The sequence below is a fragment of the Acinetobacter sp. YH12128 genome, assembly GCF_013418655.1.
Classification (GTDB): Bacteria; Pseudomonadota; Gammaproteobacteria; order Pseudomonadales; family Moraxellaceae; genus Acinetobacter; species Acinetobacter amyesii.
This window is the reverse complement of the sequence record NZ_VPBO01000006.1, coordinates 122,933-135,615: the sequence shown is the minus strand read 5'-3', so window position 1 is coordinate 135,615 and position 12,683 is coordinate 122,933. Positions and strand designations below refer to the sequence as shown.

The 12,683-nt window shown below is 42.6% G+C and carries 9 protein-coding genes; 3 read left to right on the top strand and 6 right to left on the bottom strand.

Annotated features, from left to right (window positions below):
* Positions 1-1,096 precede the first annotated feature (1,096 nt).
* The 3 genes from pgsA to uvrC form a co-directional block, all read right to left on the bottom strand.
* Positions 1,097-1,684, bottom strand: a complete 588-nt coding sequence (gene pgsA, locus FTU64_RS05525; protein WP_180054240.1) for a CDP-diacylglycerol--glycerol-3-phosphate 3-phosphatidyltransferase — start codon at positions 1,682-1,684, stop codon at positions 1,097-1,099.
* Positions 1,685-1,788: 104 nt separating this feature from the next.
* The gene (locus tag FTU64_RS05520) at positions 1,789-2,583 is read right to left on the bottom strand and encodes a thioesterase family protein (protein ID WP_180054351.1); all 795 of its coding nucleotides are present in this window, start codon (positions 2,581-2,583) and stop codon (positions 1,789-1,791) included.
* 136 nt (positions 2,584-2,719) lie between these two features.
* Positions 2,720-4,519 (bottom strand): excinuclease ABC subunit UvrC, encoded by a 1,800-nt coding sequence (uvrC, locus tag FTU64_RS05515; RefSeq protein ID WP_180054238.1) that lies wholly within the window; start codon positions 4,517-4,519, stop codon positions 2,720-2,722.
* Positions 4,520-4,697: 178 nt separating this feature from the next.
* Here uvrC and FTU64_RS05510 point away from each other — a divergent pair, with 178 nt between their 5' ends.
* Positions 4,698-5,744, top strand: a complete 1,047-nt coding sequence (locus FTU64_RS05510; protein ID WP_180054236.1) for an AAA family ATPase — start codon at positions 4,698-4,700, stop codon at positions 5,742-5,744.
* Positions 5,745-5,797: 53 nt separating this feature from the next.
* Here the strand turns inward: FTU64_RS05510 and FTU64_RS05505 are convergent, their stop codons facing one another.
* The 3 genes from FTU64_RS05505 to lpxO all read right to left on the bottom strand — a co-directional run bounded on the left by FTU64_RS05505 (position 5,798) and on the right by lpxO (position 8,760).
* Positions 5,798-6,211: a PH domain-containing protein gene (locus tag FTU64_RS05505; RefSeq protein WP_180054233.1), complete on the bottom strand. Its 414-nt coding sequence runs from the start codon at positions 6,209-6,211 to the stop codon at positions 5,798-5,800.
* Between the two features lie 181 nt (positions 6,212-6,392).
* On the bottom strand, positions 6,393-7,475 hold the full coding sequence (locus tag FTU64_RS05500) for a diguanylate cyclase domain-containing protein (RefSeq protein WP_180054231.1): 1,083 nt from the start codon (positions 7,473-7,475) through the stop codon (positions 6,393-6,395).
* Between the two features lie 370 nt (positions 7,476-7,845).
* Entirely contained in the window at positions 7,846-8,760 is a 915-nt protein-coding gene (gene lpxO / locus FTU64_RS05495) for a lipid A hydroxylase LpxO (protein ID WP_078190472.1), read from the bottom strand.
* Positions 8,761-9,233: 473 nt separating this feature from the next.
* Here lpxO and fadB point away from each other — a divergent pair, with 473 nt between their 5' ends.
* Complete coding sequence (fadB, locus tag FTU64_RS05490; RefSeq protein ID WP_180059365.1) at positions 9,234-11,387, top strand: fatty acid oxidation complex subunit alpha FadB; 2,154 nt, start codon at positions 9,234-9,236, stop codon at positions 11,385-11,387.
* A 12-nt stretch (positions 11,388-11,399) separates the two neighbouring features.
* Positions 11,400-12,572 carry an acetyl-CoA C-acyltransferase FadA gene (gene fadA, locus FTU64_RS05485; protein WP_180059364.1) on the top strand — a complete coding sequence of 391 codons (1,173 nt, stop codon included), beginning with the start codon at positions 11,400-11,402 and terminating at the stop codon, positions 12,570-12,572.
* Positions 12,573-12,683 lie beyond the last annotated feature (111 nt).

Genomic DNA, 12,683 nt, shown 5'->3' with positions numbered 1-12,683 from the left:
GCACTGCTCCGCCACGCCGCAAGACAAGCAGCTATGCTGTGCGTAGGCTTTAATTGAAAAGAATCTCCAATCTTGGGGATTCTTTTTTATTGCTCTAAAAATTACGCAAGACAAGCGAAGCGCGTAGCTTCAAATGTCATGAAGGAGTCCAATGGGACTCCTTTTTTGTACTCAGGAGCACTGCTCCGCCACGCCGCAAGACAAGCAGCTATGCTGTGCGTAGGCTTTAATTGAAAAGAATCTCCAATCTTGGGGATTCTTTTTTATTGCTCTAAAAATTACGCAAGACAAGCGAAGCGCGTAGTTTCAAATGTCATGAAGGAGTCCAATGGGACTCCTTTTTTGTACTCAGGAGCACTGCTCCGCCACGCCGCAAGACAAGCAGCTATGCTGTGCGTAAGCTTTAATTGAAATGAATCTCCAATCTTGGGGATTCTTTTTTATTGCTCTAAAAATTACGCAAGACAAGCGAAGCGCGTAGCTTCAAATCTCAAAAAGGAGTCTAAAAAGGCTCCTTTTTTTTGTGCTTAGGAGCACTGCTTTTTTTCGTAAGACAAAGATGACGTCTGTGTAAGCTTTCATTGAGAAATGATCTTTATCATTGCTGAAAAATCTTTTATCCATTGATCAATTTTATTTAAACTTAAATAGATGAATCTATTATTTAAATAATGTTAATTGTATTTTTATCATCACATATATCGATTTTTATCGTTTAAATCCAAACAAAACCTACCAAAGTTATCGGCCAATTTGTATCAAAAATTCTTAATGTAAATTTGTGATACACTTCTCAATAAAACACAACATTACACTACAATAAACTCCATGTATTTCTAAATCTGCTTTCCTATAATAGCAATCAAGAAGATGGAAACATCTTCCATAATAGCGATAAGTAACCCCGATTTTCCTTCCCAGATTTCCCCCAAAATCTGGGAATTTTTTTATCCAAAATTTGCGCTAACATCTCACATTTAACTTCAAGCTCTAATCAAATGAAGCGCTATTCAAACTAGTCAACCCCCTCAATTTTTTCTAAAAACTCGGCAATAAAAAAGCCCCGATCACGGAGCTTTTAATAACTACCTTTAAATCAAGGTTGCTTTAAATACGGCCATGCGGCTTTTAAATAAATAAACATCGACCATAACGTTAAAACTACGGCTGTATAGAGCAATCCATACGCCAACATTTCTAGGGGTGGCCAATTCAACAAAAATACTGAAATCGCAATCATCTGGAATGCAGTTTTATATTTACCAACAGTTGAAACTGCAACACTTGTACGCGCGCCTAATTCAGCCATCCATTCACGAAGCGCAGACACCGTGATTTCACGTGAAATAATTACAATCGCTGCAAAGGCCATCGAAATGGTCGGTTGCCATTGCACCAAGACGATCAACGCAGTTGCGACCATCAGTTTATCTGCAACAGGATCGAGAAAACGTCCAAATGCTGAAGTCTGATTTAAACTTCTTGCAAGGTAGCCATCAAACCAGTCAGTGACAGCTGCGATCACAAAAATAGCGGTCAGCAATATATGACGTGACATGCTGGCAGCATGTTCACCCACGCCCATTGCAGGTGGCCAGTACGCCACCAACAAAAACACAGGAATTAAAGCAATTCGTGCCAATGTTAAAATATTAGGAATATTCAGGATTCGACCTGTTGTCATAGACACCCCAGTTTTCCCCTCATGCACGATGAAAATGCAAAATAATTTGAGGATTTATCCATCGTTAGTTGCACTCACTTTATACGAAATGCCCCTCAGTGTCACTAGGCAAACACCGTAACAGTCTGTCGCGCAATCGCTATCAACTGGTTATTTTCATCCCATAAATGAGCATATTCTGTAGCGTAGCCATCCGCGGCATAGTCGGTAAATACTTTATATTTAAACCAATTATGTAAGTTTGATTGCAAGAGATGTACATAGGTCAATGTCCATGTTAAAGAACTCGCAGGCGCCATAGTTTTGTACATAGGCAGTACGCCGGGCGGCCACATATCCATCGAGACCATTAGGTCAGCAACAGTCATCTTACGGTTATCATGACGTTCTGGGTTAAAACGCATCCAACCACTAAAGTCAGGTTTTTTGCTTGCAGTACACGGATACTGCCCATCTACCCAGGCCAAATCCATTTGCTGAAAGCACTGGGGTGCAAGTGGATGATGTTCGGCAATCTTTAAGCTGCTCACTTCAGGAAAATCGGGTGCTTGACGCTCCTGATTGACGGCAATGCTTGATTCACGTGGAACACCAAAGCTCGCCAATAAAATGCTTTGTACGGCATCATCTTGCCAAAGTCGAACTTCGATGGTGGTGACGGATTTGCCCTGTCTTAAAATTTCAGCACTTAAACGCACGGGCGCCAATTGTACTGGGCCTACAAATGTCACACTACAGCTGAGTAAACGTCGCTGCGGATCGGCAATGGTGGCAACGGCTTTGTGCATCATCATGCCAGCCACTAAGCCGCCATAGATCGTACGTCCTTGCAACCATCCTTCTGGAATCTCAACCCATTCATTGTGTTCAATATGTTGATACAACTGTGCGAGTGACATCATCATCCCTGATCATATTTTTGATTTTTATATCATTGTATAAAAATCAAATGATGTGAATGATCAGTGACTCATGCGTCAATGAGCATTTTGGCAAATTCAGACTTGATGCGTCATCGATTGGGGCTAGTTCACTCTATTCATGCAGAATTTTATAAATGGTACGTGCCATCACATCGCCTAAGCCCGGCACTAGTTTTAAATCATTTTCAGAAGCTTTGAGTACCCCCTGAATGCCACCAAAATGGGTCAACAGATCCCGACGACGTTTTGGCCCTAAGCCCGGAATCACCTCAAGTACCGATGAGCCGCGCTTTTTATCTCGTTTCACTCGGTGTTTGGTAATGGCAAATCGGTGGGCTTCATCACGAACCTGTTGAATCAAATGCAGGGCTTTATGGTCTTCGGGCAATTGGATTTTTTCACCATCGGTAAAGTGCAATGTTTCCAGACCTGGTTTACGCCCCTCACCTTTGGACACCCCGACCATAAAGGCATCAAGCTCGAGTTCCTGCATGACTTCCATCGCCATGTGTAATTGACCTTTACCTCCATCGATTAACAACAAATCGGGCAGCATATGCTTTTTATAGCGGCGGGTCAGCGCTTGACGCATGGCAGCATAATCATCGCCTTCGGTAATGTCATTGATGGAAAATTGGCGATAGTCGCGCTTTCTTGCACCGCCCGCATCAAAGACCACACAAGACGCGATGGTTGCCTCGCCCATAGTGTGAGAAATATCAAAACACTCAATACTGTCAATCGGCCGCCCAACGACTTGCTCTAACTGATGAAAGCGCTCATTCAATTCAAAATGGTCAGCCAATTTACCTTTAATCGCATGTTGTACATTCATCTGTGCCAATTCTTGCCACTCTGCACGGGTTTCACGCACTTTATGTTTGATTTGAATCCGCTTTTCAAAGTGTTGGTACAACGCATCTTCCATGTCTTTACGATCAGGAATATCGACATTAATGATGAGTTCCGCAGGGATTTCGTCTGCCACCTGAAAGTAAAAATTGGCAATAAAATCTGAGAGCATTTGCCCCAAATCATCGCCCAACATATCAGGGAAATAACTCTTTCCGCCGAGCATTTTGCCATTCCGCACATGCATAATCTGCACACAGGTCACACCAGCTTGATAAGCAATGGCAATGATATCGGCCTCACCTTTGACTTTATAAATCGCTTGCTGAGTTTGTACATCACGCAGCAGTGCCATACGATCACGATAAAATACCGCCTTTTCAAACTCCAAAGCTTCGGCAGCAGCTTCCATTTTCCCAATCAGCTCTTGATTGAGCTCTTTGGTGTCGCCTTGTAAGAACCGAATCGAGTTATTGACATCTTCTTTATAGTCTTCGGGTGAGATCAACCCCACACAAGGCGCAGAACAGCGTTTAATTTGGTATTGCAAGCATGGTCGTTTGCGCTGCGAAAAATAGCTATTTTCACACTGACGCACATTAAACAGTTTTTGCAGCACCACCAAAGTGTCACGCGCGTTATAAGCACTCGGATAAGGCCCAAAAAACTTACCAGCTTGATGCTTACCTTTCCCACGTCCTGCGGCAATTCGTGGATAGGGTTTATCGGCTGAAATAAAAATATAGACATAAGATTTGTCGTCTCGCAGCATGATGTTATACGGCGGACGATGGAGCTTAATCAGGTTTTGTTCGAGCAATAGGGCTTCCGTTTCAGAACGCACCACCAAGGTTTCAATATCATAAATACGGGCGACCAAGGCTTGCGTCTTGGGATGCTCAATAGTTTTGACAAAATAACTCGACACACGATTTTTTAAATTCTTTGCTTTACCCACATACAGCAACTCACCGTCTTTACCCAGCATGCGGTAAACACCGGGTAGAGTCGTCATATTGGCAAGAATTTTTTCAATATGTTCGCGTGCGTTTTCGTTCACTTTTGCCTTGTTCCGTCTTCGATATTGCTCTTTGACATGATGTGATGCTTTTACCTACATTTTCAAGCAATCCCACAAATTTATTGTTGCTCATAGCAATGATCTGATTGCTAAAAGCTATTAATGCAAAATTCTAAATTTGCTATGCTCAAAACATCACGCTTTAGGAACATGATGCATGACGAACGCCAATCCCGCCATCCATGGCGTACACCCGACAACTTCGACGCAGAGCACTGCTGAAAAAAACCGTTTGATGGGTAAGCCGCGTTTTCATTTTGAACCGCATGACGTTATGCAACGCTTAAAGCAACGGATCATTGGACAAGAAGCAGCATTAGACGAAATTGAAAAAATGCTGCATGTGGTCAAGGCTGATTTTTCCAGTCCAGAACGACCGCTCTGTGTAACCTTAATGCTTGGACCGACAGGTGTTGGTAAAACCGAAACTGTGCGTTTAATCAGTGAAGTGATTTATGGCCGACCTGATGCCTTTTGCCGTATTGATATGAACACGCTCGCACAGGAACATTATGCGGCTGCCATTACTGGTGCGCCTCCGGGCTATGTCGGCTCGAAAGAAGGCCATAGTTTATTTGATGAAGTTGCCATTGCAGGTAGTCATACCCGACCGGGCATCGTGCTTTTTGATGAACTGGAAAAAGCGTCAACCGAAGTGCTTCGCGGCTTAATGAATGTGCTGGATAGCGGAAAATTAACCCTAACCTCAGGTACAAAAACCATCGACTTTCGTAATTGTATGATCTTTATGACCAGCAATGTCGGTGCACAAGCGGCACAGCAATATCTAGATAAGTTAAATTTTTTACCCGAAAAAATACAGAAGGTTTGTCTCAAACGCGTGCCGGTCAGCAGCATTATTGAAAAAGTCATGCAACGTAAATTCGACCCTGAATTTATTAACCGTATTGACCGTGTACTGCAATATCAACCCGTTCAAGATGATGCTTTACCTCGTTTGGTGGAGATTGAACTGGAAAAACTTAATCAACGCCTACAACATCAAAAACGCAGTATCAAACTCACAGATGCAGCCAAAGCACATTTTTATAAGAACCATGATATTCGTTATGGCGCACGACATTTAGCACGAAAAATACGGGTTGAACTTGAACCTATTTTGGCGGTGTATTTTTTGAATCATCCCGAACAAACTAAAATACACCTAGATGCACAACTTGGAAAATTGGTTATTATTAAATAATTCACTGGTCTTTAAAAGGCATGCTCACATACCTTTATTCAGCATTCTTATATTTATTGGATTGGAACACCAATCGCTTTAGCAAAAGCTTGCGGATCTTTCGGTGAAACCATGACGAATTTGCGTTGTCCATTCTGTATATATTCAATTTTTAAACGTTTAATGGAAAGCGCAGGTGCCGCAGACAAATCCTGACTTGCACTGATGCGTTGGATATCCTGCAAAGGAATCTGCCAACGTAGAAACATGCTACGGATGTTTAATTCTGTAGCGGAAATTTGATAACGTGTATTGAATATTGGCCACCACAGCAGTAATACCGTTAAAATATACACCGCGGTATGAAGAGGATATTGCTGCATCGTGCCTTTGGCTTGCATGGTGAGTAATAATTGAATGAGTAAACCGCTCATACAAACAATAAACGCCACCACCCACCAATCTTTTTTTGAACGAAAAACTTGCATCTTATCCCCCATCAACTGCTTTTATTCTATACAAGATTTTGCAGGATGCATCTGCTATTTCAGCTTTTATTTTTGCAGGAAATAAGCGTATTTATCACATTATTTTCAAGAATATGGAGAACCATTTCGCTCAAGTACCGCTATTCATCAATTGTCATTTTTGGCGTTCTTTACGCTCGAATCACGCTTCTTTCGACATAGGTTGTTCCTGCAAACGTTTATAATTCTTTTTCTCTTGATACATTTTAGCATCGGCTTGTTGTACCAAGCTCATGGCATCTACATAGCCTTGCTGATGGTCTGTTTGGCACAGCCCAATACTCAAACTCAAGCCACTTTCCATTTCTTCCACGGTTTCAAGTAATCGCGGAATAAAACTACTTTGCACATGCAGTTCAGTACACCCCGGTAACACCAAACAAAATTCGTCCCCACCATAGCGAAAACAATGATCATCTAACCGCGCGACTGACTTAATCGCCTCAGCGACCGTTTGTAAAACTTGATCGCCTTTAGGGTGCCCTTGCTCATCATTAATTTTCTTAAAATCATTGATGTCAATAAACACTACAGTAACTGGATCTAGATTTCGCTGTGCGGTATATAAAATACTGGTGAGCATGGAAGATAGATGTCGAACATTCAGTAATCCTGTCAACGGATCACGTTGAGAAAGCTCCTCCATTTCTTGTGCACGAAACTCTAGCGCATGCGCATACTGTTCCATTTTTTCACGGGAGATCTTCACCTCATTAATCAAACTCCATACATAGGTTTCCACCACCAATGTAGTATCGAACATAAAGAGCTTTTCCAAGGTGTTAATAATCCGCTGATATTGTTCCGTATCATTAAAGGTACGCTGAATTAAGCGAAACAACATGGTCTTTAGGGTATGTACCGCAGAGAGATACAACTTCGGCTCTACACCAATGCGCTTATGAACCAAACCAATCCGTAAACGGTTATTCACATACGCGCTGTCATAGCGCCCGGAAAATAAATCCAATAAATATTGATGCTGCGCGCGTTGCAAACGCTTCAAGGTATCAAGATCACCAATCAAAGTGGCAATTTCTGGAATTGAGGTCTGATTTTCATAAAATTCATCAACCATACTGTCGAGTATCGGCGCCACAATCCCACCAATCGAAGCCAATTCCGCCAGCTCTAAATCAGTCAAGCCAAGCAACTGTTTACGTCGTTCTATATCTTGCATCGAAATATGCATTTGATGCATCAATGTTTGGTTGGTTGCTTTCATGAATCGGATCCCCTTCCCGCCAAATCCTTCCCTTCAGGCGTTTACACAGGGTTTCTATGCAGTAGGTCTGCAATGTTTCCACCGTTTTCACCTTTGGGTTTTGGCTATCATTGATGATGACGCTTTTCTTTCAGCTCAACGGTTTTGCATGGGCTTAAGTTCGGACGTCAACATCATATTCCTCGTCTATTGGCTCACTTTTTCTGGCTTATTCTGGTTCTAGCTTATTCTGGCTAACACTATTTCTGCTTTTGGCTGATTTGCTCTGCATAATTATTTTTATTCTGCTTGCACGATAACTGATATTTTGCTGACTGTCAGCATAAAAAAACGCCCCTAAGGGCGCATTTTTTCAATATTTATTCTACTTTTAAAATAAATATGGGCGTACAAAAATCAGGAAGAACAGCCCCAACATTAGGAACCACTTTAAAAAGTAATACAGTGAGCGATTGGTTTTTTTCAAGGCTTTGGCTTTTATACGAATTTGATAGACATAGCCAAATACTTTATTTAAACCACCCGTTTTATCACCGCTTTCATTCGGTGAACTCGCAGCAGTCATGACATTTTTACCAAACCAATGGTTAAAAGCTTCCATCCACTTTGACTTTAATGGCCGTTCAACGTCTGCAAAGAAAATAATCCGGTTCTGATCCGTTTTATTTTCAGCATAGTGAATATAAGTTTCATCAAACACCACACTCTCCCCGTCACGCCATGAGTACCGCTGACCATCGACATCAATAAAACAACGGTCATCATTCGGCGTCAGTAAGCCCAAGTGATAACGCAATGAACCGGCATAGGGATCACGATGTCGGACTAAACGACTGTCAGGCGCCAACTCAGTAAACATCGCGGCTTTAATCGTGGGTAGATTTTTTAACAAGGCCGTAGTTTTTGGGCAAAGTTCAGCAGCCGAAGGATGGGCTGAGTCATACCATTTTAAATAAAAGCGTTTCCAACCTGTTTTAAAGAACGAGTTAAATCCAAGGTCATCATAAGTACTCGATGCTTTGATGCCACCTTTTTCATATAAGGCCTTGGCTTCATCACGAATCATTTCCCAGTTTTCATCTAAGACTTTTAAATCTTTAAAATGCTGCGTGTCGATATAGGGTTGGCTCGGCACTTTTGAAAACATGTACATGAGAAAATTGATCGGTGCGAGCAATGTCGAATGATCAAAAAACTGACGATAAAATGAATGACGGACTTTACCGCGTTGCTGGATATAAAACGCAGAAATGACAAAGACCGCCAGGATAATCCACTTAATCATATGAGGACCTCGTGCTAATAAGCATTGTGCTTAATGAAAAATTAACTTTTTTGAGAACGCGGCGAGTATAGCATAGTGCTCAGTGATGCCTAAATAAGCAGCATAGAACACTGTGTCTCAGCAAAGATGGATGACAATGTTAAAAGTGAATTGACCATTCTGCCGAAAAATACACTTGCTTTTTTCTTGAATTTTTCTTTCGCATCTCAATCTATAGCTTACATTTATAAAAAAATGTGAACTGAAACATAAGCTTCAACATATTTAATTAGAGCGATAGCGTTTAAAGGCAGATCCGAAGGCTATTTCCAAAAGAAATTTTGATGACCCTAGCGTCACGGCTTGATACAACTTGTTATGTTCTTTTTAGATATAGTTATCGTAAGATTAGCGAGGCATAAAGTGTACGCAGGAACCGCGTACTCGCTTCACAACATCAACTTAGAAGTCCTCCAAAATAAAGGAGATCAGGCATGATCCACGCTGGCAATGCCATTACCGTCCAAATGCTTTCGGACGGAATTGCAGAATTCCGCTTTGACTTACAAGGTGAGTCGGTCAACAAATTTAACCGCGCAACAATTGAAGATTTTAAAGCTGCAATTGACGCTGTTAAAGCAAACGGTGACATCAAAGGTTTAATCGTTACTTCAGGTAAATCTACATTTATCGTGGGTGCAGATATCACTGAATTCGGTGACAACTTCGCTCAAGGCGAACAAGCGATTGTGGATTGGGCATTGCCTGTTCACGACATCTTCAATGCGTTTGAAGATCTAAACGTTCCTAAAGTTGCTGCAATCAATGGTATGGCATTGGGCGGCGGTTTTGAAATGTGCTTAGTGTGTGACTATCGTGTGATGTCAGAAGCTGCACAAGTTGGCCTTCCAGAAATCAAACTGGGTATCTACCCTGGTTTTGGTGGTACGGTTCGTTTAAGCCGCGTGATTGGTATCGACAATGCGGTTGAATGGATGGCAATGGCTGCACCGAAAAAGCCAGCTGCTGCGCTCAAAGACGGTGCTGTTGATGCAGTTGTTGCTGCAGACAAACTACAAGACGCTGCAATTGACCTTGTGAAACAAGCAATTGCTGGCCGTGTAGACTGGAAAGCAAAACGTCAAGAAAAATTAGATCCTGTTAAATTGAACATGCTTGAACAAATGATGGCATTCAATACAGCGAAAGGTGCAGTTCTTGCAAAAGCAAATCCTGCTCAATACCCAGCGCCAAAACTTCTTCTAGACTCATTACAAGCAGGTGCAAGCCTTCCACGTGATGAAGCATTGAAAATCGAAGCGCAAGGTTTTGCTAAAGCGGCTGTGACTCCACAAGCAGGTGCGTTAATTGGTTTATTCCTTAACGACCAAATTGTGAAGAAAACTTCGAAGAAATATGAAAAAGGTGCTCACCCTGTCAACCAAGCAGCTGTATTAGGCGCGGGTATCATGGGTGGTGGTATTGCTTACCAAGCAGCAAGCAAAGGCACACCAATCATCATGAAAGACATTGGTAACCCACAATTGGCGTTAGGTATGTCTGAAGCGAACAAATTGTTGACTAAACAAGTTGATCGCAAAAAAATGACTGCGGCGAAAATGGGTGAAACTCTTGCGCGCATCCGTCCGACTTTAAGCTATGACGAGTTTAAAGAAGTGGACATCGTGATTGAAGCAGTTACAGAGAACCCTAAAGTTAAGGGTATCGTACTTGCTGAAACTGAGAAGAATGTTCGTGAAAACACGATTATTGCGTCTAACACATCAACCATTTCAATCACACGTTTGGCTGAAAACCTAGAGCGTCCTGAAAACTTCGTAGGTATGCACTTCTTTAACCCAGTTCACATGATGCCATTGGTTGAAGTGATCCGTGGTGAGAAAACATCTGCTGAGGCAATCGCAACGACTGTGGTTCTTGCTCAGAAAATGGGTAAAACACCAATCGTTGTCAATGACTGCCCGGGCTTCCTTGTAAACCGCGTATTGTTCCCTTACTTTGGTGCATTTGACCTTCTATTGAAAGACGGTGCTGACTTCCAACAAGTCGACAAAGTCATGGAAAAATTCGGCTGGCCAATGGGTCCTGCTTACCTCATCGACGTTGTGGGTATCGACACAGGCGTACACGGTGCAGAAGTAATGGCAGAAGGTTTCCCTGACCGCATGAAGCCTGACTTCAAAGGTTCAATTCAAACAATGTACGAAGCAAAACGTTTGGGTCAAAAGAATGACGTTGGTTTCTACAAATACGAACTTGACCGTAAAGGTAAGAAAGCCAAAGTGGTTGATCCAGTGGCTTACGAACTTGTGGCTTCTGTTGCAACTGCGGAAAAACGTGAATTTGATGCTCAAGAAATCATTGACCGTATGATGCTGACGTTCTGTAACGAAACTGTTCGTTGCCTAGAAGACAACATCGTTGCAACGGCTGCTGAAGCAGATATGGCGATGATCATGGGTGTAGGTTTCCCTCCATTCCGTGGTGGTCCATGCCGTTACATCGACCAAACAGGTGTCGCTGAATACGTAGCGCTTTGCGACAAATATGCGTATTTAGGTAAGGCTTATGAAGCGCCACAAATGTTGCGTGACATGGCTGCAAACAACAAAAAATTCTACGGTTAAGGAGCAACGTGAATGGCTACTTTAAATCCACGTGACGTTGTCATCGTTGATGGCGTACGTTCAGCAATGGGTAAAACCAAAAATGGTATGTTCCGTAACGTACGTGCTGACAGCTTATCTGCTGAATTAGTACGTGCGCTTGTTGCTCGTAACCAGTTTGATACCAATGAAGTTGAAGACGTAATCTGGGGTTGTGTAAACCAAACCCTAGAGCAAGGTATGAACATTGGTCGTAACATTGCGTTATTGGCTGATCTTCCAAAGACTGTTGCAGGTCAAACAGTGAACCGTCTTTGTGGTTCTTCTATGCAAGCAATCCACACAGCGGCTGCGCAAATTGCAACCAACCAAGGTGATATCTTCATCATTGGTGGTGTAGAACACATGGGTCACGTTGGCATGATGCACGGCATCGACATCAACCCTGAAGCGTCTAAGCACTATGCAAAAGCGTCTAACATGATGGGCTTAACGGCTGAAATGTTAGGTCGTATGAACGGTATTTCGCGTGAAGAACAAGATGCGTTTGGTGTTGAATCACACCGCCGTGCTTGGGCTGCAACACAAGAAGGCCGTTTCAAAAATGAAATCGTGGGCGTTGAAGGTCACGATGCAAATGGTTTCAAAATCCTGTGCGATATCGATGAAGTGATTCGTCCTGATGCAAACCTTGAAGCGTTCCAATCGTTACGTCCAGTATTCGACCCGAAAGGCGGTACGGTAACTGCTGCAACATCTTCAGCTTTGTCTGACGGTGCTTCTGCAATGTTGCTGATGTCTGCTGAACGTGCTCAAGCTTTAGGTCTTAAGCCACGTGCTGTGATTCGTTCTATGGCGGTTGCAGGCTGTGATGCTGCGATCATGGGTTATGGTCCTGTACCAGCAACTCAAAAAGCATTAAAACGTGCTGGCTTATCGATTGCTGATATTCAAACTTTTGAATTGAACGAAGCGTTCGCAGCACAAGGTTTGTCTGTTCTTAAAGGCTTAGGCATTTATGACCAACAAGACCGTGTGAACTTGAACGGTGGTGCGATTGCATTGGGTCACCCATTGGGTTGTTCTGGTGCGCGTATCACAACGACTTTGCTGAACGTTATGGAACAGCAAGATACACAAATCGGTCTTGCGACTATGTGTATCGGTCTTGGTCAAGGTATCGCGACCATTATCGAACGTGTTTAATTTTTAATTAAATACTGAGATAAAAGAAACCCCGCTTATTGCGGGGTTTTTTATTTGTTAACTAAACTCTCATGAATACATACTGGAAGCCCCTTCTCCCTCTGGGATGAG